We start from the raw sequence: 24,354 nt of genomic DNA on the forward strand, positions 1-24,354 counted from the left end.
CCTTCCCCCAACGGGTAATGAGCTAGGAAGCGGAATCCCCGTCATGTTTCCCCGGCCGGTAGCCGGCAAGTTCGGCGCGGATGTCGCCTTCTTCGTGCCCGCCCTTCTTTTTGCCGATCGGCAGCGCTTTGAGCAGCGGGCCCACGATAGCCATGATGAGGAGGCCCCAGGCGAGTCCGAGGATGGCCGAGCACAGGGTGTTCACCAGCCAGGCCAGGAGGCCGCCCACCACTGCGATCCCGGCGAAGGGTTTCTCGAGGACATGGACCAGGTCATAGGGCGCGTGCCAGCCGAGGTCGTATGCTCCCTGCAGCATGATGTGGCCGCCAACCCACAGCATGGCGATGGTCCCGATAAAGGTGATCCCGGCCAGGACGGCGGGCATCCCCTTGACGAGCAGTTCGCCGAAGCGCTGGGAGCGCGCGGAGTTCTTGGTGGTCAGGTGCAGGCCGATGTCGTCCATCTTGACGATGAGTGCGACGGCGCCATACACGGCCACCGTGATCACGAGAGCCACCACGACCAGGATGACAGCCCGGGACCAGATGGAATCGCCGGCCACCTCGTTCATCGAGATGACCATGATCTCGCAGGACAGGATGAAGTCGGTGGTGATGGCGCCCTTGATGACCTTGGCCTCCGCCTCCGGACCCCGCTCGACCGCCGGCGCCTTTTCCTCCGCGTGGTGGCCGCGGAGCTTGTGCCAGACCTTCTCGGCGCCCTCGTAGCAGAGGTAGGTGCCGCCCAGCATGAGGATGAACGGGATGACCCCCGGGATGAAGGCGCTGATGAGCAGCAGTGCCGGGAGGATGATCAACAGCTTGTTCCGCAGCGAGCCCCAGAAGATCTTCTTGATCATCGGCAGTTCGCGGGACGGGTCCGCGCCGGACATGTACTGCGGGGTAACGGCGGCGTCGTCGATCACCACGCCGGCGGCCTTTGCGCCCGCCTTGGCGGCGCCGGCAGCGACGTCGTCCACCGAAGCGGCCGCTATGCGGGCCAGGGCTGCGACGTCGTCCAGCAGGGCGACGAGACCGCCGCTCACAGACCGCTCCCGCGCTGCTCGGGGACGGACTGCTGGGCGTGGAAGCCTCGGTTGAGGCGCGTAATCGGCATGCTCAGATTATACGGTGGCGGGTGGAACTACTGACTGACTCCCTGCTCCTGGGCGGGCTGGCGGTTCCTGCGAAGGTCGGTATCCAGGCTGTTCAGGCAGTAATCCTTGAACCAGTGCCGGATCCGCCGCGGGAGCCTGGGGTAGGCCACGGCCAGGATCCGCATGGTGCGGTCGAAACGGCGCTCGTGGCGGTCGCTCCACGGGAGGCCAAAGTCCTTCCGGAGCTGATCGGGAAGGAGGCCGGCGGTGAGGAACCGGGCGGACGGCATGATGGCGCGGTACCAGATCGCCGTGTGCTTTGGGAACAACAGGCCGCGGCCCACGCGCACCCCGGCGCCTTCCGCCCGCAGGTTGGAGATGCGCTTGTTCCAGTAGCGCCTGAACGCTGCCCGGTCCGCCGGCCACATGTCCGCCGGGAGCTGCAGGGCGGTCCCGAGCCTGGCGTAGTCGCGGTACATGGTGTCAGCGGACTCGTCGTCGAGCGGGCCGTAGATTTTCTCGATGATGGTTAGGGCCGTGTCGTAGAGCGTTGCTGTCACCCACAGCTGCAGTTCGGGGTTGTAGGCGTTGTACCCCTTGGAGGTCCCGTTGTCGTCCCGGTGGACTGGGCCATGCGCCCGGTTCACCCGACGCTGGACCTCTTTGACCTGTTCGTCCGTCCCGTAGGTTACGGCGTACACGTAAGTGAGGGTGCCCTTCAGCCTGTTGACCGGACGGCCTACGAACGTGCTGTGCTCCGCGACGCCGTGGCCCACTGCGGGGTCGGCAAGCTGCAGCAGAATGGCCCGTCCCGCCCCTGCCAGCAGGATGCCTTCCGCACCAAAGTCGCCCATTCCTCGTGCCATCTCAACAGGGTACCGGAGGTGCCAAAGAACGGACGACGGCGGCGGCCCCGTCAGTCCGCTGCTTAACACGCAGCCGGCCGCGCCTGCCCATCAGGGAGGCGCGGCCGGCTGGTCGCTATCCGGCCTTGTGTACTTCGAGGTCTTCCAGTGACTTGCCCTTCGTGTCGGAGGACAGGAAGGTAGCCACCGCCGCCACGACGCAAATCCCGAACGTGATCAGCCCGATCACCACCGGAACGTTTGCAGACCCTGGAGGAGCTACCGCTGTGAAGATGCTCGGGAAGAATGACGCGATCATGAGGCCGACGTTCTGCGACACCGCGAATCCGGTCACACGGATCCGCATGGGGAACTGCTCCTGGAAGAACGTGGCAAAGGTTGCGTTCCACATCTGGAAGAAGATTCCCTGCACGATCACGACAAAGACAAAGACCAGGAACAGGCTCTTCTGGTCGATGGCCCACAAGTAGCCCCCGGACATGAGGCCGCCGCCGATTCCGCCGGCCACCATCAGCGTTCGCCGGCCAATCCGGTCGGACAGGGCGCCGAACACCGGGATCGTCGCTACTGCAGCCAGGTTCGCCACGAGGGTTACCCACAGGAACTCGCTGCTGGAGAAGCCGATGCCGTAGCCCTCCTGGGTTGCATAGGAGACGCCAAAAATGAGGGTGGCCATGCCCACCACATTGGTGAACGTCATGATGACGCAAAGGATCATGACGCGCGGGTGCGTGCGCAGGAGGTCGAGGATCGGGAACCGGCGCTTCGCTGTACCGGTTTCCGACTGTGCCAGGTAGGCCGGCGGCTCCTGGACCCGACGGCGGATGATGTATCCGGCAAGGATCACGAAGGCGCTGAGCAGGAACGGAACGCGCCAACCCCAGCTCTGGAATTGGTCGGCGGGGAGAAGGGCCGCCAGCGGAAGCAGGACGCCGGTGGCCAGGATGGATCCCACCTGCGTGCCCTGAAGGCTGAAGCTTGCGAAGAAGCCGCGCCGGGCGTCAGGTGAGTGCTCCACGATCATGGCGCTGGCGCCGCCGAGTTCGCCTGCCACCGCAAACCCCTGGATGAGGCGGAGGATCACCAGAAGGACGGGGGCGAGGATACCGACCTGCCCGTATGTGGGCAGGAGCCCTACGGCGAAAGTTGCAAAGCCCATAAGCAGCATCGCCAGGACAAGCACGTTCTTGCGCCCGTGCCTGTCACCGTATGCACCCAGGACAATAGCGCCGACGGGACGGGAGACGTAACCCACCGCATACGTCGCCAGCGACGCGATGATCGCGACTGTGGGGTTTTCGGACGGGAAGAAGATGGCGGGGAAGACGAGCGTCGCGGCCAGGCCGTACAAGGCGAAGTCGTAGTACTCGAGCGCGCCGCCGATCCAGCCGCTCATGGCGGCTTTCTTCGGATCCCTGCCTCCGATGCCTGCTTTGAGGCCGGGTTGGGCATTCCCGGTAGTCGTAATGCTCATGGGCTGATTCCTTCGTCGTCGTTGGCAAGGAGTGGAGGTGTCCCGTTCCGGATCGTCATATTGACTGCGGCCCGCCGGCGGAGCTGCCTGGCTACGTCGCGGGAAAGGACACACACCGCCCTTTGAATCGTTTCATAAAAGTATAGACAGTGCCGTCCATCACGTCAAAGCCTCCGGAAGCCCAACCCGCGGCCATCCGGAACATCACGGGAGTTCGGGCCGAAGTTCCCTAGACTGGCCACTGGGGACTAAGCCACGGACTAGAGCAGAGGAGCAAATGATGGGCGGAGTAGTCGTTGTAGGAGTGGACGGCAGCGAGTCGGCAAGGAAGGCGGCGGAAACCGCACGGGGCCTCGCGGAATCCCTGGGAGCTTCGCTTCACGTTGTGACCGCCTTCGAAACCGAGCGCGCCGAGACTTACGGTGTCGGATCGGACCAGGTGAGGATCTCGAATGCCGACAGCGCCGAGATTGTCGCGAAGTTGCTGGCCAATTCATCGGGACAGGGACTGGAAATAACCCACTCGGCCGCCCGCGGCAAACCAGCTGATGCCCTGATCAAGGAAGCCATGCGCCTGGATGCCCGGCTGATCGTGGTGGGCAACCGCAGGATGCGCGGCATCGGCCGGCTCCTCGGCAGCGTCGCCAACAGCGTGGCGCACAACGCCCCTTGCGATGTGTACATCGCCAACACGTACGACGACTAGCAGCTAAGCCAGCGAGCGGCCGGCGCCGGGACCTCCCGCCGTCGGCCGCTCGTCTTTTAAGCCCTGGGACGTGACGCGGGCCTGCGGCCCGTCCAGAGGCAGAGGCGCGGGCCACCTGGATCATTGGTATTACTCCGGGGAGCCATGCGCCCAACACGGCCAGCGCACTAACCCAGGTTGTTCCCTGCCGTTTCGGACCCGCACCTCGTACCGCTTGAATACTATGCAGGCATCCTCTTTGACACCCTTTTATCCGCCAGTATTTGTGACTTGTACTGTACGGAAAGCATTGCTGTTCCTTATCGCCGGGACGCTGGATACTGAGACGCAGACCACTTTTCCCCGAAAGGCCGGCATGTTCCGCATCTACTTCCCAGCAATGCTCCTGCTTGTAGTGGCCGGCATTGCGCTCGCTGCCTCCGCCACCGCCATGCCCGGCCTGGCAGCCGGGCTGGCCTTGCTCACGGTGGGCGCGGGCGGAGTTTCGGCTGGACTTGTGACACGCAATTCCAAGCGGCCGGCGCGCCATAGGCGCCTGACCGCCCGGCAGATCGAAGCAGCAGTCATGAAGAAACGAATCCCCCGCCCTGCAGCAGGAGCTTCCATTGACAACCTTTAGCCCCGCCCAGGACACCTGTGAAGACGGCTGCCACTTCTGCGAGGGGCCGGAAACGGACTAGCGGCGGAATCCAATCTCACGAGGCCAGCCGCTCGCCTGCCTTGCGCCCAGGGCGGGCAGGTCCGGCACCGCGTTCAGGCTGGTGGATTTCGGCCCACACCGCGTCCAGGGAGAGCCCGAGGACGTCGGCGAGCGCAGCGATGGTGGGGAAGGCGGGGGTCGCCACGCGGCCCGTCTCGATCTTGCGAAGGGTTTCCGGCGAGACACGCGCATCCAGGGCGACGTCGAGCATGGAGCGTCCTCCCCTGGCGCGGCGCAGCAGGGCGCCAAGACGCTGCCCGCGCTCGACTTCTTCGGGTGTAAGCGGCAATCTGACCATAAGTCCGATCTTACCGGGATAATATGGCCGGTATAGTTATTGGATGCTTGAGGAGGGAGCCGCATGATCGAGATCCTGAACCCCACCGAGCTTGCCCGGGCAAAGGAAACAGGCGCCCTGGTGGGTAACATCCTGCAGAGCCTGAAAAACCGCACCGCAGTAGGCACGAACCTCCTGGACATCGACCAGTGGGCCCAGGCCATGATCGCCGAGGCCGGAGCGGAGTCCTGCTACGTGGATTACGAGCCGTCGTTCGGGCGGGGGCCGTTCGGCCATTACATCTGCACGTCGGTCAACGACGGCGTGCTCCACGGACTCCCCCACGATTACGCGCTGGCTGACGGCGACCTGCTGACGCTGGACATCGCCGTCTCCCTTGGCGGAGTCGCTGCGGACTCTGCGATCAGCTTCATTGTTGGCGAGTCAAAACCCCAGGAAAGCGTCGCGATGATCAGCGCGACCGAACGTGCCTTGAAGGCAGGGATCGCCGCTGCCGGACCAGGGGCCCGGATCGGCGACATCTCCCATGCAATCGGCTCGGTCCTCAGCGAGGCGGGCTACCCGGTCAACACGCAGTTCGGCGGGCACGGCATCGGGTCGACCATGCACCAGGACCCGCACATTCCGAACACCGGGCGGCCGGGCCGGGGATACAAACTGCGCCCGGGGCTGCTGCTTGCACTGGAGCCGTGGGTCATGGCCGACACCGCCGAACTCATTACCGACGCGGACGGGTGGACGCTCCGCAGCGCGACAGGCTGCCGGACAGCACACAGTGAGCACACGATCGCCATCACCAAGGACGGCGCAGAAATCCTCACCCTGCCGACGCAGCCGCACCCCTAAGGCTCAGGTGGACACGTCCCGCTCGATTTCCTCAGCGAGTTCATCCACCTCTTCAGGACGCATGTCGATGCCCTCCTCCTCGAAACGTTCCTCGAGAACATGGCTTACATCGTCCTGGACATGGCCCAGGCGGATCTCGTCGCGGATCTCTTCCGCGATGCTTTCGGGAGTCTCAGTGTGGGAGGCCCCTTCTACGCTGTCGTCGAAGGGGACATCTGGGGTTTCATCTGACTCAGTCATACCCCATCGTCGCGGTGGTTCGCCGAACGGGTCAATAACCCGAGGCAAAACGGACGACGGCGGGACCTCCCGCCGTCGTCCGTTTGCCTATTTCCCTGGTTCAGCACGGCTCCTGGTTCAGCACGGCTCCTGGTTCAGCACGGCTCCTGGTTCAGCACGGCTCCTAGTTCAGCACGCCGTCCCGCACCAGGGCCGGCTCGAACTTTGCGCCGGCACCCGGGAAGGCGGGCACCTCGATCCGGGCGTGGGTGTGGATTTCGCTGACGGTTGCCTTGGTGTGTTCGGCGATCTTGTCCATGGTGGTCACCCACATGCCGTCCATGGCCTTTACCCGCTCGATCAGCTGCTCCAGGGCTACCGCCTTGGACGGCCGGCCGGAGATGAACGGGTGGTTGGTCAGGACGAAGCAGCTGCCCTGGGAGTGGTGTGCCTCGGCTTCGAGCGTCCACATCTCCAGCACCTTGGCCGGGCTTTCGATGACGCCGCTGCCCGTCACGCCGGGGTAGAACGCGTACTGCTCCCAGTCGTCCAGGGCCCAGTCCACGGGAATCTCCACGATGTCCCGTGGATCATTGTGGGCGACGGCAAAGCGGTAGGGGGCGTCGCCGTCGAGCAGGCTCGAATCGTAGAGGAACCCGCGGTCTGCCAGCAGGCCGGGCGAGTGCCAGTTCAGCTCCCACCACGGGGCGCGGTAGCCGACGGGGCGGATACCGGCCACCTTTGCCAGTGCCTCCAGGCCGCGGTCGATGTAGCCGGCCTCGGTGGTGGCATCGACCCCCTGCATCGGTTCGTGCAGGTAGCCGTGGTGCGCCACCTCATGCCCGCCGTCCACGATCCGCCGCACCACGTCCGGGTAGGATTCCGCAGTGAATCCAGGGATGAAGAAGGTGGCCAGAATGTCCTGCCGCTCCAGGATCTTCAGGAGCCGCGGCACCGCGACTTTGGGTCCGTAGGACTGGTGGCTCATCAGCGACATCCGGCGGGTGCTGGCGGGATCGTGGGCAATGGTGCAGGACTCGGCGTCCACATCGAAGGTGAAGGACGCGGCGGCTTTGACGCCGTCGGGCCAGGTGATCGGGTGCAGGAGGTCCGCGATGGCGGGCTGGTTCACGATAGATCCTTTCGGCGGGCGCAGGGCACCCGCCCGGGATAGCAGTGGTGTGTAAGTGAAGGGGCCGGTCAGGGGACCGGGATCACGGTGGTGCTGCCGGCGCTCTCGGGCTTGGGAACAACGGTATTCTTCAGGCCGAGGTACCGGACGTGGGCCCGTGGGCCGAGGACTGCGTAGACGCCGGCGCTGGTCAGGCCGCCTGCGAGCCAGGACAGGTCCCAGCCGCCCAGGGCCACGGCGATGGGGCCCTGCATGGCGGGGACGAGGCCGTACATAAACAGCCAGGTGGCGAAGATGCCGGCCAGGAGGGAGGTGACGCCCGCCCAGTTGATGCCGGGGAGCCGGTGCGTTCCGACGTCGTCGAACAGCCGCTCGGGATCGCCCGGCCAGCGCTTCTCCAGCCAGAAGTAGTGCACCAGCATGACCCCGCCCCAGGCGGCAACCCAGGCCACCAGGCCGATGAGCCAGGCATCCAGGACCGCCGCGAAGTCCTCCTGGAAGATGAAGAAGACGACGGCGATGAGCGAGAAGACGCCGACGAACAGGTTCAGCTTGCGGCGGCTGATGGAGATGTCCAGGGCCTGCGTGGCCACCGAGAAGGTGTAGATGTTCAGGATGTTGGTGGCGATGGGTCCGTGGAGCACCATGAGGAGCACCGGCAGCGCCAGGACGCCGAAGTTCTGCACAATGAGCTTGCCGGGATCCACCTCGCCGCTGTTCGTGGCCAGGCTGGCGCCCAGCACTCCGAGCCAGACCACGGGGATGAACTGCCCCAGGACGGAGGCGAGGTAGACCTTGCGCTTGGGCACTTCGGTGCTGACAAAACGGGAGTAGTCGGCGGCGTAGGTGAACCAGGTGATGCCCCAGCCGATGCCGATGGCTGTCATGACGGCGCTCATTGCGGCGATGCGCTCGGAGCCTTCCAGGATGTTGCCGGCGGGGCCGGCGTAGGTCCAGTTGATCTCCATGCCGAACCAGGCGACGGCGGACATGACGGCCAGGATGATGATGGTGGGCGGCACCGTCCACTTTTCAAAGGCGGCGATGGCTTTGTAGCCGAACCAGGCGATGGCAACCTGGGCTGCCATGATGGCCGTGGCCACGCCGATCTTCCAGGCATAGTTCTGCGCTTCCGGGTCCACCCAGCCGAGGGTTCCGAAGAGCGCCATCACCAGGTCCAGGATGATCCAGGTGTTGACCGCGCACCAGCCGATGACCAGGAGCGCCTGGATGGCGGCCGGCAGGTAGTTTCCGCGCCTGCCGAACGCGGCCCGGGCCAGGACCATGCCGGTGGCGCCGGTCTTTTGGCCGAGGAGGACGAAGCAGCCGAACAGGAGCATGCCGATCAGGTTGCCAAGGACCAGGACGGTTACCGTGTCGGCGAACCCGAGTCCGAGGTGGATGCCGAGTGCACCCAGCACCCAGTTGATGGGCGCCAGGTTGGCACCCGCCCAGATCCAGAACTGGCCGGAGACCTTGCGGGTCCGCGCTGACTCGGGGATGGGCTGCAGCCAGGCTTCGTGGTCTTCAGTGCTGTGCTCTTGTACGCCCTGGTTTCCTGCGGCAGCAGCGCGCCTTTGCGTTGCTGAAGAAAGCTTTTCTTGCATGGGGAGCCTCCAATGAGGTGATTGAGTACTCCAAGGTTATGTGGCCCTGATCACAAGCAACAAGATACGATGTGCCTAGCAAATAGCTCATGTACCGTACGGAGTGTCATGTCAGTCTCCCTCGGCGATATCCTCGCCCATCCCGTCGTCGCCGCAGCGGATCCCGTGGTGCATTCACCCGGCACCTCCGGGGAGCGGCTGGTCCGCTGGGTCCACTCCAGCGAGGTGCTGGACATCGCCCCACTGCTGCGCGGCGGCGAGCTGCTGCTCTGCGGCGGTATCACGCTGGCGTCCGCAACGCCGGAGAAGCGCGCCGCCTACGTCCGTGAGCTGGCCCAGCGCGGCATCGCTGCCCTGGCTGTCGAGACCGGCGGCGTCCTGCCGGAGATCCCGCAGGCCATGCTGGAGGCGGCGGAGGAGCACGGCCTGACCGTGGTGGAACTGCGCAAGGTGGTGCCGTTCGTCGGCGTCATGCAGGCCATCAACTCCATCCTGGTCAGCGAATCCGTGGGCCACCTCCAGCAGGCCGACGCCGCCACCCGCGCGATGGCGGCCGAGCTGGCGCACGGTGCGTCGCTGGACCAGATCCTCGGCGTCCTGGCGGGCATCATCAGCTCGGCGGTGAAGCTTATCTCCCCCTGGGGCGTCTCCCTTGGCAGCGGGGTGCCGGCTGACTGGCAGGGAAACGACGACGGCGGGAGCAGCCCGGGAGGAAAGGATGGCCTTCCCGAGGTGGCCCGGGGAACGGTGCTCAGCGTGGACATTCCCGTGCGCGGCGTGCTCATGGGCCGGCTTGAGGTGGAGATTCCCGACGGGGTGGATGCGGGCCTGGCGCGCGTGGCCGGTGACCGCGCGGTAGACATCCTGGGCCTGGCGCTCCTGCAGCACATGCCGCCGGGGCTGCATGCCCAGGCCGGGGCGGAACTGATGCGGGCCGTCCTTACCACCGCCCCGGCGTGGCGCCTGGAGCAGCTGGCTCCGGCCGCCGGTTTTCCGGCGGATTCCCCCGCCGTGGTGGTGGCCATCCATGCGGCGTCGCCCCAAAAGCTCCGTCGCGCGATCGAGTCATTCCTGAGTTCCAACCGGATCCCCAGTGCCGCCTACCAGGACGACGCAGAGTTGGTGGTGATGATCGCCCTGCCCCCTACCGACACTGCCGGTGAGCGGCGGAAGCTTCTGGACTCCATGCAGGGGCTGGACGGCGACCACGACGCGACCATAGCCGTGGGGCCGCTGGGAGGCGGGGTTGCGGAAGCTGCCTGGTCGCTGGCTGAAGCGCGCCGCGCCCTGGATGTGCGCCAAATCCGACGCCGGAATGCGTCCCCGCGCAGGCGGCACCCTTCCCAGGGCCTGGTAGTTGTTGATGCAGAGGACACCGCCGTGGAGAGTCTTGCATTGACTCGTATTGACGCATCGGCCCGGGACGCGTTTGTGAACCGGCAGCTGCGGGCGGTTTTGGACCATGATGCCCAGCGCCAGTCGCAGCTGCTGGAGACTCTGGAGGTGTGGCTGGACTCCGGCTGCAACACCGCCCAGTCGGCGCGGGAACTGCACCTGGAGCGGCAGTCGATGCACCACCGGCTGCAACGGATTTTCGAGCTCTGCGGCGGCGACCCGCGGGGCACGGGCCGGTTGGCTGCCCTGCATCTGGCGGTGCGGATGGCAGGCCTGCCTTAAGTGCGCCCCGGGCTCAGTTGGTGGTGCGGCCCCCAAGGCGGGTGGTCACCTGGGCCGCTGCCGTGACGCACGCCTCCCCCAGGTTCTCGAGCCGTTCACGGGAGACGCGGAAGCGGGGAGCAGGGATCAGCACGACGGCGACGACGTCACCGCGGTGGTCCTGGACGGGCGCGGCAACCCCCACTTCGTCCATGGAGGACTCGCCGTAGTTCTCCGCCCAGCCCCTGCGGGCAACGTCCTGCAGCCTGGCTTCGTACGCCTCGAGGCCGGCGTCGTCCAGGCCCGGGTAGGTGATGGTGCCGCTGCGGAGCAGTTCGCGGACCCGCTCGCCGGGCTGGGTGGAGAGGAAGACCTGCACCGAGGCGCTCATGGCATCGCGGTACCGCGCGCCGAGGGGCGTGGTGTGTTTGATCTGGTGGTGGCTGGCGATCTGCTCCACGCAAATGGCCTCGTCACCGTTCCAGACCATGAGGGCGCTGGTCTCCCCCGTCTGCTCCGTGAGCCGGCGGAGCACCGGGTAGGCCACGCGGCGTTCTTCCATCTCTGCCAGCAGCGGCCCGGCGACGGCGATCAGCCCGAGGCCCAGGCGGAACCGGCGGGTTTCCGGGTCCCGTTCCACCAGGTTTTCCTGCTCGAAGGTGGCCAGGATCCGGGAGACGGTGCTCTTGTGCATCCCTACCCGGTTGGCGATCTCGGTGACGCCCAGCAGCGGCTCGTCCGCGGTGAAGGTGCGCAGGACGGCGATGGCATTGACGACGACGGATGCGCCTTTTGTGTCCGCGCTTCCGTTGCTGCCGTTGCCGTTAGCCGGGGCGTTGAGGTCGCTGGTGTTCTTGGCTGCTGATGGGGTCATGGTAGCCATCATCTTTCCTTATCTTCGGCGGAGACGCCGAAAGCGGCGCCGCGTTGACCGCGGCGCCGCTCCGGGTTGTGGCTCCTACGCGCCGATGATGTTGTACTCCGGGCCGAACGGGAACTTGGTGATGTTCTCGGCACCGTCCTCGCCCACCACCAGGATGTCGTGCTCGCGGTAGCCGCCGGCGCCGGGCTGGCCGTCAAGGACGGTGATCATCGGTTCCATGGACACCACCATGCCGGGTTCGAGGACGGTGTCGATGTCCTCGCGAAGCTCGAGTCCGGCTTCACGGCCGTAGTAGTGGCTGAGGACGCCGAAGGAGTGGCCGTAGCCGAAGGTGCGGTTGGCCAGCAGGCCGTGGCTGACGTAGATCTCGTTCAGTTCGGCTGCGATGTCCTTGCAGACGGCACCGGGCTTGATGAGTTCCAGGCCGCGCTTGTGCACCTCCACGTTGATGTTCCACAGCTCCAGGGAACGGGCATCCGGTTCGCCGTAGAACAGGGTGCGCTCCAGGGCCGTGTAGTAGCCGGAGGTCATGGGGAAGCAGTTCAGGGACAGGATGTCGTGTTCTTGGATCCTGCGGGTGGTGGCCCAGTTGTGGGCGCCGTCGGTGTTGATGCCGGACTGGAACCACACCCAGGTGTCACGGATTTCGGAGTCGGGGAAGGTCCTGGCGATTTCGTGGACCATGGCCTCGGTGCCGATCAGCGCCACTTCGTATTCGGTGATGCCGGCGGTGATGGCGTTGCGGATGGCCTCGCCGCCCAGGTCGCCGATGCGGGCGCCGTGCTTGATGACTGCGATTTCCTCCGCGGACTTGATCATGCGCTGGCGCATGGCGGCCTGGGCAACGTCCACCAGGGTGGCGGATTCGAAGGCGGCCTGGATCTTGTTGCGGTTGTCCAGCGGCAGGGAGTCGTCTTCGACGCCGAGCCGGCGGACGTTGATGCCGCGGGTGCGCAGGGACTCCTGGATGGCGTGGATGTAGTTGTCCCGGCGCCAGTCCGTGTACACCAGGTTGTCGCCGTAGCTGCGGCGCCAGGGCATGCCGGCGTCAATGTTGGCGGTGATGGTGACGGTGTCGTCCTTGGTGACCACCATGGCGTAGGAGCGGCCGAAGTAGGTGAACAGGAAGTCGGAGTAGTACTTGATGGAGTGGTAGCTGGTGAGGACGACGGCGTCCAGTTCCTTCTCTGCCATGATCCGACGGAGGCCCGCCAGGCGGCGCTCGAACTCCACATCGGAGAAGGTGAGCTTCTCCTTCTGCCCGTTATGCAGCACTTTGGTGCGCTCGAGTTCGGCGATGGAGGAGATGTTCTCGGCAGTGGTGGTCATCGTGATGATGCCTTTCTATAGTGCGTTTCTTAAGGTGCGGTTGGTTGAGGAGGAAAGCTATTCGTGGCGCAGGGGCTCTTTGCCGGTTTCCCTGGAGAGGGCCACGGCGATCAGGGAGACGACGGCGGCAGCGACGAGATACCAGGCCGGGGCCAGGTCGTTGGCTGTGGCCGCGATGAGGAGCGTTGCCATGAACGGGGCGGTGCCGCCGAAGAGGGCGTTGGACAGGTTGAAGCTGACTGCAAAGCCGCTGTAGCGGACCCGGGTGGGGAACATTTCCGCCAGGAAGCTGGGCAGGGTGCCGTCGTTCAGGGTGAGCATGGCGCCCAGGAGGATCTGGACCAGGACGACGACCAGGAAGTTCCCGGTTCCCAGCAGCGCGAATGCGGGGACGGTCAGGACGATGAAGGAGACCGATGCGCTGATGAGCACCTTCTTGCGCCCATACCGGTCCGAGAGCATGCCTGTGAGGAAGATGAAGCCGATGTAGGTGATCAGCGCGATGGTTGTGGCCAGGAATGATTCGGTTTCGCCCAGGCCCAGCTCGGAGGACAGGTAGGTGGGCATGTAGCTGAGGATCACGTAGAAGCCGACGGCGTTGAGCAGCACGGCCCCGACGGCCTGCAGGAGTTGTCGCCAGTGGTTCCGGAAGAGGCTGGATACAGGTGCCTTGACGGCCTGGTCCTCGGCGGCCAGTTCGCGGAACACGGGGGTGTCTTCAAGCTTGGTTCGGATGTACCGGCCGATGAGGCCCATCGGGGCTGCCAGGAGGAACGGCAGCCGCCAGCCCCAGCTGTGCATCGCTTCGGTAGACAGCAGGGCTGTCAGCAGGCCGGCCATCAGGGAACCGAGGAGCAGGCCGGCGGCGGTGCTGGCAGGAACCACGGCGGCGTACAGGCCGCGCCGGTTGGCAGGGGCGTATTCCACCAGGAAGGCTGATGCTCCGGCGTATTCACCGGAAGCGGAGAAGCCCTGGAGAACCCTGATCATCAGGAGCAGGATGGGCGCCCAGATGCCGATCGTGTCGTAGCCCGGAATCAGCGCAATACAGAACGTTGCTCCGGACATGATCAGGATGGAAAGCGAGAGTGCCGTCCGGCGGCCCACCCTGTCGCCGATGTGGCCCCAGACAAACCCGCCAAGCGGGCGGACCAGGAACGAAATCGCGAAAAGGGCGAACGTCAGCAGAAGGCCGGTCTGGGGATCCGATTCGGGGAAAAAGACTGTCGCGATGGTGACGGCCAGGTAGCCGTAGACGGCGTAGTCAAACCACTCGACGAAGTTTCCGATAAAGCTGGCCGCAACCACCCGGCGTCGGACGTCCTTGCCTGGCCCGCCGGCCGTGACGGCATTAGTTGGATCAGTCACGCCGGAGCCTGAGGCACGTACGGCAGCTGCGCCCGAAGCAGGGCCGTTGGCGCCATCGGCAATGACTCCTGCCCCGGGTGCGTTTGATTCGTTGCTCATGTGTCCACCAATGAGAGTTGGAGTTGCATTCGTTGCAACACTGTTGTTTCAAGGTAGGCCGTGATCCACGCCACAGTCAATAGGGCTGGCAAGATTGTTTCAGCCTAACTGGGAAGCCTCTAGGTGAAACGCGGCCAGCGGAGGCGGAGTACGCCGGATCCAAATGTTGCACGAGAAGCAACGGCGTTCCCGCACGAACGAAGACCGGATGACGACGGGGCGATCTCCGCCGTCATCCCTTCTCCTCAGCCGAGCCGGAGATCCAGTTCCACCGGGACGGCCCGCCGCACTGCATCGTCCACCGGGCAATGCTTCAGCCCCCACTCGACGATGTCCCGGACGGCTGCTTCATCCGCGGCTGATTCCACCCGGACCGCGACGCGCATGCTTGCCGGGCCAGCAGGCACGTCGTCCGCGATGCCGAGAATGCCCCGGTCATCAGATTCGCCGTCCACGTCGACTTCCAGGCCGGACAACTCCACGCCCTGCTCGGCGGCGCGCATCACGATGAGTGTGGCCGCACACGAGGCGTAGGCAGCACGGAAGAGCCAGCCCGGCGAGGGAGCTGAGCCCGTTCCGCCCACACCCGCCACCATGTCGGTGACGAGGGAGGAACCATCGGGGCCGGCCACGCGGATCCGAAGCCCGTCCTCCACGGCGGCGGATGCAACGGAATCGCGGTAACGGGCTTCGTCAGGATGGGCGGCCAGATAGGTTTTTGCTGACGTGATCGCCTCGGCTATTCGCGAGTTGCCCATCGGTGGTTCCTCCGCCCATAGTCTGCAGCATCACAATGCTGGGGCTTCTTCCTCCGCCAGCCTGATCATGCGGAGTTCGTCCTCCACCGCCCGGGCCGGCCAATACTCCTTCGCCAGCTCATCCGCCCAGATCCTGTCGGCTGCCGGGAAGAGCTTGTGGAGCAGTCCGGCCGCATGAGCCAGCGCAATGAGAGCCAGGGTCCTGTCATCGGGCCGTTGCCCACCAGGCTGAGCGGCATCGGAAGGCCCGGCGTCAGTTTTCGCGGCATCGGAAGGCCCGGCGTCAGGCGCCGCCGTATCAGCCGCTTGCCCATCAGTGGCCCCGGCGCCGGCCGCCGTAGAATCAAGTACCCCGGCCTTGGTGGATGAACCCTTGAGTGCCGCCTCGATCTTTTTCAGGAGGGCTGCTTCTGGACCGTGGTCCTTCTCCGGATACCGCACGGTCCGGAAAAAGCCCAGGTGCTTTTCGCCGACAGGTTCCACGATGCCCAGCGACGCCATCCGCTCATAGACGCGCTGCACCTCGGCACGGCCTTCCAGTATGGAGACCCATCGCTTGGGTTTGTGGGGCCGTGATTTGTGACGGATCAGCTCCAGCTCGCGTTGCAGGTCGGTTGCGGGGGTGGCACCCGTAGCCCTGACATGCTTCCCCTGCAGCTCGATGGCACCGATCATTTCCAGCTCGGCCAGTATGGCTCCTGCCAGGGTGGTCCTGAGCGCGAACACCGGAATTTCAGGTTTTCCGTCTTTATCGTTTGTTGCCAGAAGGAGGAAGGCTTGAGGGAGGTTCAGCTCCGCCGCCTTCGGTGATTCCTCGTTCATAAGACCATGGTGCGCCCGCAAGACGGCCATCACAATGCCGGATTTAAAGGCAGCCCGCGAGGGCGGTGCTTGAGGCGCCTGATGACGAAGTGAAAATTCCCCCTTGCCGAGAAACCGCTTTCTCGATAGTGTCCTTTTCAGCGCTTCGCAGTGACCGGCGTCATAGTGGCCGCAGGCCGGAGCGCAGTTCATTCCAATGACGGAAGAGAAAACATGCGAAAAGGCAGTACCTACTTGTCCATCTCCGCAGCCATAGCGGTGGCAGGAGCGCTGATGGTTTCGGCCCCTGCAGGTGCATCCCCCAACCCGGTGGCGGGCCCCTCGGGCCAGACCGCGCAGACACCCCTGGAGCGCCAGGTCCTGTCCCCGGGCGACGGCTGGGCCTCCGCAGGTACAGGCACCACCGGCGGTTCGGCAGCAGTGGACGCGCACGTCTACGACGTCTCCACCAAGGCCGAACTGCAGGCGGCCTTCGCAGCCGCCGGCGTGCAGCCGAAGATCGTCCGCGTGCACGGCACCATTGACGCCAATACCGCGCCGGACGGCTCGCCGATGACCTGCGAAAACTATTCAGAGGGCACCGGCTACAGCCTTCAGCAGTACCTCACGGACTATGACCCGGCCACCTACGGCCGGGACAAGGAGCCGGCAGGCCCCCAGGAAGACGCCAGGCGGGCGGCTGCCACCAAACAGGCACGGAACATCCGCGTAGATATTCCCAGCAACACCACCGTCGTCGGCGCCACTCCGGACAGCAGCATCACGGGAGCGGCCTTGCGCATCAACGGCGCCAGTAACGTGATCGTCCGCAACCTCACAGTGCGTGACGCCCATGACTGCTTCCCGTCCTGGGATCCGACGGACGGGTCCGAGGGTAACTGGAACAGCGAGTACGACATGCTCCAGGTGATCAACAAGGCCACCAACGTCTGGATCGACCACTCCGAATTCACCGACGCCCCCAACCTGGACAGCAACCAGCCCGTCTACTTCGGCCGCCCCTACCAGGTGCACGACGGCGCCGTGGACGTCACCAACGGCTCGGACCTGGTAACGATGTCCTTCAACCGGTTCGCTGACCATGACAAGCTGCTGCTGATCGGCTCCACTGACAACACCAACCGTGGGGACCCCGGCAAGCTCCGCGTCACCATCCACCACAACGAGTTTGTGAATGTCGGCCAGCGCGCCCCCCGGGTCCGCTTCGGCCAGGTGGACGTGTACAACAACCACTACGTGGTAACGGAGGACAGCACTGTTCCCTACGGCTACACGTTCGGCGCCGGATTCGACTCCCACCTCTACGCCGAGGCAAATGCCTTCACGCTTCCGGCCGGGATTGACCCCGCGAACATCATCGGGCGCTACAAAGGCAGCGTCATTACCACCATCGGGAACACTGTCAACGGCAAGATCACGGACCTTCGCGCCGTGTACAACGCCAGCGCCTCGCCCGCAAACCAGCTGGCGGAGGACACCTCCTGGACGCCCACGCTGCGCACCCAAGTCCATCCTGCCCAGGCCGTACCCGGACTGCTTAAGAGCTCCACCGGCCCCATCTTCACCGCAGGCGGAAAAGGCTGATGGCCGCCATTCTGCCGAGCCGGCGCAGCGTCCTGGCCACCCTGGCACTTACCGCAGGAACTGTGGCCCTCTCGGGAACGGGCATGGCGAACGCCTTCACGCAGACAACCCTTGACCCAACGAAACCCCGCACCAAGCCGGTGATCTTCGTCGTCGGGGACTCGACGTCGTCGGCGTACCAACAATCCGAGCGTCCCCGCGCCGGCTGGGGACAGGCCCTGCCGCTCCTGCTGGGGCCGCAGGCAACCGTCTTTGACTACGCCTGGTCCGGGGCGTCGTCCAAGAGCTTTGCCGACGCCGGACTGCTGGACCGTGTGCTGGCCTTGATGCAGCGCGGCGACTACCTGCTGATCTCCTTCGGCCACAACGACGAGAAGGTGACGGACCCGGCCAGGGGAACGCTTCCGGACTCCACCTTCAAGGAGTACCTGAGCCGCTACGTGGACGGGGCCAAAGCACGCGGAGGCAGGCCCGTCCTGGTCACTCCCGTGGAACGGCGCCGCTTTGATTCGTTCGGCAATGCCCGTGATTCCCACGGCGCGTATCCGCAGGCTGTGCGGGAACTCGCTGCGGCGTCCGGCACCCCGCTGGTGGACCTGGCGGCTTCCTCAAAGGACCTGTGGCAGCAGTTGGGGCCGGAAGGAACCAAGTCGCACTTCCTGTTCCTGGCTCCCGGCGAGCACCCGCAGTATCCGCAGGGCTCCGAGGACAACACCCACTTCCAGGCCGCAGGCGCCTTGGCGGTGGCCCGGCTCGTGGCACGCGAACTGCAATCCAAGGAGATTGCCCCGCCGGGCTACTTCCGGAATCTCGACGGCGGCGCCGATCCGCTGCTGGACATGTACTGGCCGGCGGAGCGCCCCATCGATGTCCCGGTGACGCTCGACGTCGGACCGGGCAGGACCTTCGCGACCGTACAGTCCGCCGTCGACTCCGTGCCGTCGAACAGCACACGGCGGACGGTCATCAGGATCCAGCCGGGCACTTATCGGGAGGCCGTGCGGGTGCCGAGCAACAAGCCCCGGATCTCGTTTATTGGGCAAGGCAGCAGGCCGGAGGATGTGGTGCTCGTCTTCAACAACGCATCCGGCACGCCCAAGCCGGACGGCACCGGAAACTTCGGCACGTCAGGGAGCGCGTCCGTACGGATTGACGGGGCGGACTTCGTGGCCCGGAACCTGACGTTCAGCAATGATTTCGATGAGGCCGCCAACATGGGGATGAAGGACCGCCAGGCAGTCGCGCTGCACATCACGGCTGACCGGTCGGTGTTGTCCAACGTGAGGATGCTTGGCAACCAGGACACCCTCCTGGTTAATTCGCCCCGGTCAGGCGTCCAGGCCCGCTTTTACTTTGACGGCTGCTACGTGGAAGGCGACGTTGATTTCATCTTCGGCCGCGGCACCGCTGTGTTCAGTGGCTGCGAGATCAAGTCCCTGGACCGCGCCTCGACGACGAACAATGGCTATGTGACGGCAGGAAGCCTGGATCTGTCGATTCCGTATGGCTACCTCTTTGACCAGTGCCGGCTTGTCTCGGATGCTGCGGCCAATACCGTCCACCTGGGCAGGCCGTGGCATCCGAGCGGTGACCCGAGAGCGGTGGCGCAGGTCCTGGTCAGGGACTCGTGGCTCGGCGCCCACATCTCCGGCACGCCCTGGACCGACATGAGCGGGTTCTCATGGCGGGAGGCACGGTTCCACGAGTACAACAACCGCGGTCCCGGCGCCCAGGTGACCCCCGACCGTCCGCAGTTGCCTGGGGCTGAGGCAGGCAACTTCACGGTCAGGAACTACCTGCAGGGCACGGACGGCTGGGCACCGCAACTTGCGGGTACGACGGCGGACTGCAGCGTAGTGCCATCGGAGGTGGCCGCGTAACTCTTGGCGGACGACGGCGGGACCTCCCGCCGTCGTCCGTTCACGTTAGTGCCACCGTCGTTGAGCGCCTATCGGCGATGTTCGTGGGGAGGGTCCAGTCGGGCCGCCTGGGGGCGCCTGGCCGCGCAGGACCAGGGCGCCCAGCATATTTCACCTATGGCCACAGCCGTAGGGACACTCCTGCCCAATGGTGAGCGTCCGACGGCGACGGGGGGATCACCGTTCCGGCAGTCGCCCGGCAAGTCCTTGGAGCGACGGTTCACGGCCCAGCTCGACATGTGCGAAGGCAAGCGCCGCAGCAAGGTCCGCCTTGCCGTCATAGATTGCCTGGCACAGGCCCAGGTGTTCCGCGCACTGCACCTGCGGGTCACGGTGCCCAGTCAGGGTGAAGAGCCACTGCATCCTGCCCAGCAGAGGCTTCATGGAGTACTCCAATAGCGAGTTGCCCCCCAGCGCCACGATTTCTGCATGGAGCGCCGTGTTTATGAGTGGTATCTGGGCATGGTCGTGCCGGAGCGTTGCCTCTTCTGCCAGGCTCATTACCTGCTGCAGGCGCGACGATGACCCCCCACTGGCCGCGGCCTGGGCGGCGAGGCGCGCGGCGAGGACTTCGAGGCTGAGTCGCACATCGAAGAGCTCGTTGACGTCCCGGAGGGTGATCTGCTTGACGGTAGCCCCGCGTCGGGGCGAGGTATCAATGAAGCCTTCGGCTTCCAGTTGCTGGAGGGCTTCCCGGACGGGAACCCTGGAAACATCCAGGGCTTGGGACAGCTCCCGTTCCCTGAGCCGGGATCCCGGAGCGAACTCCCCTGAGATGATCAACTCCCGGATACGTGCGCGGGTAGTATCGGCCGAGGACGCGGGAGATTCCGCCTGGACTGTCACTGAAGCCTCCGTTATGTGGCAGCGTTTAACTGCCCCGCTTTCTCAATTATTCAGCTCGATGTGCGTGCCGACGCCCTGGTCGAGCGCAGCGTCATACAGCAGCCGCCCGATGGCAAGGTCCTGCAGGCCGATGCCCACCGAGTTGAACAAGGTTACGTCCTCATCCCCCAGGCGCCCTGCTTTTGTCCCGGCGGCCACGTCACCAAGTTCAGCCTCCACATCCTCGAAGCCCATGACGCCTTCGGCCACCGGGATGATCAACCCACCGGATTTGGCCCTCGCCGTTGCGATGCTGTCGACGAAGATCCTTGCCCGCAGCATTCCTGCCGTATCGATCTCCCGGTGATCCGCCCTCGGACGTGATCCGACGGCGTTGATATGGAGTCCGGGCTGGAACCACTCGCCTTTAACCACAGGTTCAACGGCCGGCGTCAGGGTGCACAGCACGTCGGCAGTCTGCACCACTTCCCGGACGCTGGATGCCCGCGTGATGTTCAGCCCGTAGTCGGAAATCCCGTCACAAAAGGCGCCGACGGTGTCCGCCGAACGGGACCACACCACCACGTTTTCGATCGGCAGGACGGCCAGGATTGCTTCCACATGTGCCACGGCCAGGGCACCCGCCCCCACCAGTCCCAAGGTGGTGCTGCCGGGCCTCGCGAGGAGCTTCGTTGCCACGGCGCTGGCGGCGGCAGTGCGGACGCGGGTGGGGACTTTGCCGTCGAGGATCGCCAGGGTTTCCCCGTTCAGCTGGGAGACGAGCATGATGGTGGACCGTTGCGTGGGCAGGCTGACCGCCCCGTTGTCCGGGATGTCCGCCAGCAATTTCACCGATGCCAGCTCCTCTGCGTCGGACAGCGCCGCCATGGGCAGGAACCTCGCGTCCGAGGACGGCAGGAGGAGCGAATCCGGCGCCGGCTGGACAGCAGTGCCCCGGCTGAGGCCGGCAAAGACGCGCTCGACGGCGGCAATTGTCCCGGGCATATCGGCCAGGGCCTGGAGCTCGGAGGCTTTAAGAATCAGGGTCATGAGATGGCTTTCTGGAAGGGACGGCGCGTGACCAGGAGGCGCCGGGATAGGAGGAGGCGTGCGTCCGGCCGGTCAGAGGGTGTTCCGCACAAGGACTCCCTGTGCCACCACCGCACTGATCTGCTCCAGGGCGGAGGCGCTGTTCAATGGATCGGAGTCCACGATGACGGCATCTGCAAAGGCCCCGCGCACCAGGCGTCCGGCGTTCCCACTCCAACCGAGCAGGGCAGCCGCATTAACCGTCGCGGCCCTCAGCGCGTCCAGCGGGGAAAGTCCGGCTTCAGCGAGCAGCCGTACTTCCGTGCCGATCGGAGTCACGTCCGACCCGAAGGAGTCCGTGCCTGCCACGACCGTCACACCGGCTTCATGGGCTGCCCGCACCGCTGCCCTGATGACCGGGGTGTACTCCTCGCCCCGCGCGGCGAGGACCGGATTGGAGGAGCGTGCCATGCTGGTGATGGCATCCATGGTGGGCGTGAAGTAGGTGCCGCGGCGGGCCATCCGGGAGATCGTCTCCTCGCTGACGAAGACGCCGTGCTCGATGCTGCGCACTCCGGCACGGACGGCACCGTCAATCCCCTCAGCACTGTAGGCGTGGCACAGGACGCCCGCCTTGCCGGCCGCCTTGACCACCGCGGAGAGTTGCTCGTAGCCGTAGACCAGTTCGCGGGGGTCCTGCTCAGCCAGACCGGCGCGCGGGTTGGCCCGGGTCTTGATGACCTGGGCACCGCGTTTCAGGTTGACCCGGGTGAGGTAGGCAAGGTCCGTGGGCTCGGTGACTCCCCCTTGGAGGGAGGCGAGTGGTGCGAGGTCGGGGTCCGCGAGGAGCGAGTCCCCCAACTCCGGCGAAACGAACAGTCCTGCCGGGCTCATCCGGGGTGAGGCGCCGGCTGCCCAGACAGGCAGGGCAGCGAGGGCAACGTCCTGGTAGAAGCTGCTCGAGCCGCTCCTGACACTGGTGGCCCCGCCCTGCAGGATGGCCCCGGCATCGGACAGCGCATTTGCGTGGACATGCACGTCGATGAGGCCGGGAAGGACCCAACGGCCGGAGGCATCCACTATGCGTGCCCGGCCGGCAAGGGCAGCCACTTCACGCCGGGTTTCCTCCCGACTGCCGACGGCGGTGACCTTGCCTCCTTCCAGCACCAGGACCCCATCTTCCACCACACCACCCGTCTTCGGATCAACGATGGTGCCACCCTCGATGATCAGGGGCGGGGGTGACGCGGGGCGGCCAGGGTAGCCGGGATTCGCTGCGTTACCTTCCGCCTTCGCGGCCGGGGCGCTACCGAGCTGGGCTGCAAGCCCGGCCACCGAGATTCCGGCCAAGGCGGCTGCCCCGGCCAGGATGCCGCGGCGTGGAACAGCGGCGACTGGGACAGCGGGCGTGTGATCGTGCAGGCACATTGTTTTCTCCAAGGGACGGGCCCTGCCGAAGGAGCGGGCCGATACAAGTAGTTCAAAACCGGGATTCCCGGGAGGGCGGATAAACGTACCCGCAAGGTGCTGGCAGCCCTCCTGAGTCCTCACCCTACCGCGCTTGGTATACCAAGCCAAGAGTTGAGGAATGCACCACCATTAGCGGGCGGCGACGGCCGTTGTGATTTCCGCCCGCGGATAGGTGGGCGGAAACAGCTGCTCCGGGTCCCTGTGCCGGACGTCCCGCGTGGAGTAGGCCGCCCGCATTTTGTCGAACAGCCCCTGCCCCTCAGCCCGCAGGGCATCGAGGTCATAACCCGGGAGTGCACCGTCGACGACGACGGCGCGCCCCGCCACGAAGGTATCGGTCACCTGGCGCGCCGTGCCGTTCAGCACGAGCGTGCGGAGTGGGTCTTCGACGGCCCCGTTCCCGAAGTGCCCCAGGGAAACGATCGTGATGTCGGCCTGCGCACCGGGGGCGAGCCTTCCCAGATCAGCCCGCCCGAGGGCCCGTGCCCCGCCGAGGGTGGCGGCGTCGAAGTAGTCAGCCAGGGTCCCGGCGTCGGGCCTTTCCTCAACCAGCCGGGCCAGGTGCATGCCCACGTCCATGCCGCGCACCAGGTCGGGCGGGAAGGAGTCGGTGCCGAGGCACAGGTTGACGCCGGCTGCACGGAAGCGGTCGAACGAAACAAGCTGCTTCTGATAGCGGAAGGACGTCAGCGGGCAGTGCACAATGCTGACCCCGTGCCGGGCAAGCAGGTCCAGCGGCCCGCCCGGAGCCGACGCTGCGGGGTCCTTGCCGTTGATTACCACACCGTGCGGGATCAGAAGCCGGGTGCCGAACAGGCCGGTGGATTCCAACAGTTCCAGCACCCCGCGTCCGGCGGACTGCTGCAGGAGATCGTCCTCCAGCGGGGATTGGAGGCAGTGGAGCCGCACCGGAACGTCCCACTCCCGGCCGATCCGTGCGGTTTCCCGCATGAGGTCTTCGGACAGTGTCTCAATCCGGCACGGCAGCAAGGCCCCGGTGACGAGCGGATCTGCGAGGGCGGCGGCATAGTCCAGGAATCGCTCTGCGTCGCGAAGGCCCGCAAGACCTTGGGTTTCGTCGAAGTGGACCTCGCGGCCGCCTGCGGCTGTAGTGACATGGACCCCTGACCGGTAAGCGGGTCCCAGGTAGCCACGCAGGCCGATCCGGAGGCTTGTCGCCGCCATATCCATGAGTTCGTCAAGGCCCTCGGCCCAGGAGCTGTGGATCTCCGAGGCGATGGGCATGTAAGTCGTAATGCCGTGCAAGGCGAGCTGTGCCAGTGCAAACTCGCGGACCTTGGCCCGCTCGGCCCGTGTGAACACATCCCGGCGGCCGTTGGCGAAGTAGTCCTCAGACCACAGATGGCCGGATGCAACCTCCGGTGAGGGCCACGAGTCCAGAATGAGGTGATCGATGTCAGCCAAGGCATCCAGGTCGATCAGGCCAGGCATAATCAGGCTCTGGCCGTAGTGGCGCTCCTCGTCAACCGGACCGTCGTAGTTGCGTCCCACGAAGACGATGGAGTCACCCTCGAAGACGACTTCACCGTCCTCAATCAGGGTGTGCTGTTTTCCATCGAATCCCAGAACGTACCGGGCCGAAATTTTCTTGTACAACGTGCCTCCTTGCACAGGGGCCGGGGCCTCACCCGGGCATTTGAAAATGTG

The 24,354-nt window shown here is 65.5% G+C and carries 22 protein-coding genes; 6 read left to right on the forward strand and 16 right to left on the reverse strand.

The annotated features are described in order from the left end of the window. Positions 1-22 precede the first annotated feature (22 nt). From NXY83_RS17480 to NXY83_RS17490, 3 genes are all read right to left on the reverse strand, one after another. Entirely contained in the window at positions 23-1,045 is a 1,023-nt protein-coding gene (locus tag NXY83_RS17480) for a DUF808 domain-containing protein (RefSeq protein ID WP_258803473.1), read from the reverse strand. A 98-nt stretch (positions 1,046-1,143) separates the two neighbouring features. Continuing rightward, positions 1,144-1,962 (reverse strand): oxygenase MpaB family protein, encoded by an 819-nt coding sequence (locus NXY83_RS17485; protein ID WP_258803475.1) that lies wholly within the window; start codon positions 1,960-1,962, stop codon positions 1,144-1,146. 115 nt (positions 1,963-2,077) lie between these two features. Beyond that, positions 2,078-3,436, reverse strand: coding sequence for an MFS transporter (locus NXY83_RS17490; protein WP_258803476.1), 1,359 nt, complete (start codon positions 3,434-3,436; stop codon positions 2,078-2,080). A 280-nt stretch (positions 3,437-3,716) separates the two neighbouring features. Between NXY83_RS17490 and NXY83_RS17495 the strand changes: the two genes are divergently transcribed. Beyond that, entirely contained in the window at positions 3,717-4,142 is a 426-nt protein-coding gene (locus tag NXY83_RS17495; protein ID WP_258803477.1) for a universal stress protein, read from the forward strand. A 289-nt stretch (positions 4,143-4,431) separates the two neighbouring features. Then, the gene (locus tag NXY83_RS17500; RefSeq protein WP_258803479.1) at positions 4,432-4,761 is read left to right on the forward strand and encodes a hypothetical protein; all 330 of its coding nucleotides are present in this window, start codon (positions 4,432-4,434) and stop codon (positions 4,759-4,761) included. A 76-nt stretch (positions 4,762-4,837) separates the two neighbouring features. Here the strand turns inward: NXY83_RS17500 and NXY83_RS17505 are convergent, their stop codons facing one another. Beyond that, positions 4,838-5,140, reverse strand: coding sequence for a helix-turn-helix domain-containing protein (locus tag NXY83_RS17505; protein ID WP_258803480.1), 303 nt, complete (start codon positions 5,138-5,140; stop codon positions 4,838-4,840). 63 nt (positions 5,141-5,203) lie between these two features. On the opposite strand from NXY83_RS17505, the gene map reads away from it, so the two are divergent. Next, complete coding sequence (gene map / locus NXY83_RS17510; RefSeq protein ID WP_258803481.1) at positions 5,204-5,986, forward strand: type I methionyl aminopeptidase; 783 nt, start codon at positions 5,204-5,206, stop codon at positions 5,984-5,986. A 3-nt stretch (positions 5,987-5,989) separates the two neighbouring features. Here map and NXY83_RS17515 read toward each other — a convergent pair whose 3' ends face one another. The 3 genes from NXY83_RS17515 to NXY83_RS17525 all read right to left on the reverse strand — a co-directional run bounded on the left by NXY83_RS17515 (position 5,990) and on the right by NXY83_RS17525 (position 8,944). Next, entirely contained in the window at positions 5,990-6,226 is a 237-nt protein-coding gene (locus NXY83_RS17515; protein ID WP_258803482.1) for a hypothetical protein, read from the reverse strand. 163 nt (positions 6,227-6,389) lie between these two features. After that, positions 6,390-7,337: a polysaccharide deacetylase family protein gene (locus NXY83_RS17520; RefSeq protein ID WP_258803483.1), complete on the reverse strand. Its 948-nt coding sequence runs from the start codon at positions 7,335-7,337 to the stop codon at positions 6,390-6,392. A 68-nt stretch (positions 7,338-7,405) separates the two neighbouring features. Further along, positions 7,406-8,944 (reverse strand): purine-cytosine permease family protein, encoded by a 1,539-nt coding sequence (locus NXY83_RS17525; RefSeq protein ID WP_258803484.1) that lies wholly within the window; start codon positions 8,942-8,944, stop codon positions 7,406-7,408. Positions 8,945-9,052: 108 nt separating this feature from the next. On the opposite strand from NXY83_RS17525, the gene NXY83_RS17530 reads away from it, so the two are divergent. Continuing rightward, entirely contained in the window at positions 9,053-10,621 is a 1,569-nt protein-coding gene (locus NXY83_RS17530; RefSeq protein ID WP_258803485.1) for a PucR family transcriptional regulator, read from the forward strand. 13 nt (positions 10,622-10,634) lie between these two features. Here NXY83_RS17530 and NXY83_RS17535 read toward each other — a convergent pair whose 3' ends face one another. The 5 genes from NXY83_RS17535 to NXY83_RS17555 form a co-directional block, all read right to left on the reverse strand. After that, positions 10,635-11,474, reverse strand: coding sequence for an IclR family transcriptional regulator (locus tag NXY83_RS17535; protein WP_258803486.1), 840 nt, complete (start codon positions 11,472-11,474; stop codon positions 10,635-10,637). Positions 11,475-11,558: 84 nt separating this feature from the next. Next, positions 11,559-12,812: an aminopeptidase P family protein gene (locus NXY83_RS17540; RefSeq protein ID WP_258803487.1), complete on the reverse strand. Its 1,254-nt coding sequence runs from the start codon at positions 12,810-12,812 to the stop codon at positions 11,559-11,561. Between the two features lie 57 nt (positions 12,813-12,869). Next, positions 12,870-14,279: an MFS transporter gene (locus NXY83_RS17545; RefSeq protein ID WP_258803488.1), complete on the reverse strand. Its 1,410-nt coding sequence runs from the start codon at positions 14,277-14,279 to the stop codon at positions 12,870-12,872. 245 nt (positions 14,280-14,524) lie between these two features. After that, complete coding sequence (locus NXY83_RS17550; protein WP_258803489.1) at positions 14,525-15,037, reverse strand: OsmC family protein; 513 nt, start codon at positions 15,035-15,037, stop codon at positions 14,525-14,527. A gap of 30 nt (positions 15,038-15,067) precedes the next feature. Beyond that, on the reverse strand, positions 15,068-15,859 hold the full coding sequence (locus tag NXY83_RS17555) for a GOLPH3/VPS74 family protein (RefSeq protein ID WP_258803491.1): 792 nt from the start codon (positions 15,857-15,859) through the stop codon (positions 15,068-15,070). 213 nt (positions 15,860-16,072) lie between these two features. On the opposite strand from NXY83_RS17555, the gene NXY83_RS17560 reads away from it, so the two are divergent. Both NXY83_RS17560 and NXY83_RS17565 read left to right on the forward strand, forming a co-directional pair. Then, positions 16,073-17,443: a pectate lyase family protein gene (locus NXY83_RS17560; RefSeq protein WP_258803492.1), complete on the forward strand. Its 1,371-nt coding sequence runs from the start codon at positions 16,073-16,075 to the stop codon at positions 17,441-17,443. Continuing rightward, the gene (locus NXY83_RS17565) at positions 17,443-19,323 is read left to right on the forward strand and encodes a pectinesterase family protein (RefSeq protein WP_258803493.1); all 1,881 of its coding nucleotides are present in this window, start codon (positions 17,443-17,445) and stop codon (positions 19,321-19,323) included. Before NXY83_RS17560 ends, NXY83_RS17565 begins: the two co-directional genes overlap by 1 nt. Positions 19,324-19,539: 216 nt before the next feature. Here the strand turns inward: NXY83_RS17565 and NXY83_RS17570 are convergent, their stop codons facing one another. The 4 genes from NXY83_RS17570 to NXY83_RS17585 all read right to left on the reverse strand — a co-directional run bounded on the left by NXY83_RS17570 (position 19,540) and on the right by NXY83_RS17585 (position 24,303). Continuing rightward, positions 19,540-20,208, reverse strand: a complete 669-nt coding sequence (locus NXY83_RS17570; RefSeq protein WP_258803495.1) for a GntR family transcriptional regulator — start codon at positions 20,206-20,208, stop codon at positions 19,540-19,542. A gap of 42 nt (positions 20,209-20,250) precedes the next feature. Then, the gene (locus NXY83_RS17575) at positions 20,251-21,237 is read right to left on the reverse strand and encodes an ornithine cyclodeaminase family protein (protein ID WP_258803496.1); all 987 of its coding nucleotides are present in this window, start codon (positions 21,235-21,237) and stop codon (positions 20,251-20,253) included. A gap of 72 nt (positions 21,238-21,309) precedes the next feature. Next, on the reverse strand, positions 21,310-22,644 hold the full coding sequence (locus NXY83_RS17580) for an amidohydrolase family protein (protein ID WP_258803497.1): 1,335 nt from the start codon (positions 22,642-22,644) through the stop codon (positions 21,310-21,312). 171 nt (positions 22,645-22,815) lie between these two features. Beyond that, positions 22,816-24,303 carry an amidohydrolase family protein gene (locus NXY83_RS17585; RefSeq protein ID WP_258803498.1) on the reverse strand — a complete coding sequence of 496 codons (1,488 nt, stop codon included), beginning with the start codon at positions 24,301-24,303 and terminating at the stop codon, positions 22,816-22,818. Between the last annotated feature and the right edge of the window lie 51 nt (positions 24,304-24,354).

The organism is Pseudarthrobacter sp. NS4, from assembly GCF_024758005.1.
In the GTDB taxonomy this organism is placed as follows: domain Bacteria; phylum Actinomycetota; class Actinomycetes; order Actinomycetales; family Micrococcaceae; genus Arthrobacter.